This is a genomic window from Anabaena sp. CCY 9910 (genome assembly GCF_963920875.1).
GTDB classification, from domain to species: domain Bacteria; phylum Cyanobacteriota; class Cyanobacteriia; order Cyanobacteriales; family Nostocaceae; genus Trichormus; species Trichormus variabilis.
In genome coordinates, this window is record NZ_CAWUDJ010000112.1 from 1 (window position 1) to 1,181 (window position 1,181).

General features: G+C 31.8%; 1 protein-coding gene. It reads right to left on the reverse strand.

The genetic code is table 11. The features are described from left to right. Positions 1–69 precede the first annotated feature (69 nt). Positions 70–1,092, reverse strand: a complete 1,023-nt coding sequence (locus ACM5QX_RS29510) for an IS4 family transposase (RefSeq protein WP_414756752.1) — start codon at positions 1,090–1,092, stop codon at positions 70–72. Between the last annotated feature and the right edge of the window lie 89 nt (positions 1,093–1,181).

Below are 1,181 nucleotides of genomic sequence, written 5' to 3' on the forward strand. Positions count from 1 at the left end.
CAGAAATGTTGAATGTCGTAATAAAACTTTACATATTTAGATATGGTAGTGTTATCAATGGTAAAAATGTCAACATCTCATAATATCTTCCATCCAATGTACATAGCTGATTTGTTGGCACATACAAGCTTGAAGATAGCGGAATTTATCTAATAGTGTATGTCCCCATTGTGCGGGAATAGATACAAGTTGTAAAATCAGATAGGCTATCAAGCTAACGTAAATTTGTATGGTGATACCATTAACATTTTTGGTAATTAACTTGTCAAGTTTTAAGTGCATCTTTAAAAACTTCCATAACAATTCAACTCCCCAACGTAATCGATAAATATCTCTGATTTCATCATCACTAACGGCGGTCTCTCCAGATGCTGGTAAATTAGTTACTAACCGAAATTCAGTTTTTGTTTCTAAATCACAAAAATTAATTACTCTATAGGCTTGGACATCATCAGATGCACCAACTTTGATTAATCCGCTTGACTCTTCAAATTCTAGTTTCCAATTGTTTTTTATCCGCAAAACAAAATATTTGTTTTCTTGTACTAGTTCTTGGATAAACTTTAATCCAGCAAAACCCCTATCCATTACACCAACAGAATTTGTTGGTAAATTAGCTATCATTTTTGAACCAAATTTATAATCATGGTCATGCCCAAAGTTGATCAAGTTATCCTCTGGGATTCCAGTAGCTAAATTTAGAGAACTAAAAAGTTTTACCTGATGATGACCTAGCACCCATAACAACTTACTAGTTAATGTAATAATTGTGGAATCAATCGGGCATATTGCATATTTATTCTGGAGTTTATTCTCGGCTTTATTTTGGACTAATTTATTTAATTTTTGGTAAATTTCTTGAAAGGGTTTTTGGCTTCGATGCAAATTAGCTTTAGAAAAAGTAGAAATATCTACCTCAAATCCTGTATTATTTAGCCTGGTAAATAAACCTCGCATACTTGTTAAGCTATTATCCAAGACGTAAGATAGCCAAAATTCAAAAAACAGACGACTGTTCAACACTGGATAATCGTTTTTTGGCAATCCTTTTAGTATATCTTTGACAATTTTGGGAAAAGAATTTATAATCACTATGAAATCAAAACATTGTAATACCTAGCCCAAAATTAACATATTTTGGGCTATTTTTATCAACTTTTTCTTGACATTCAACAATTCTG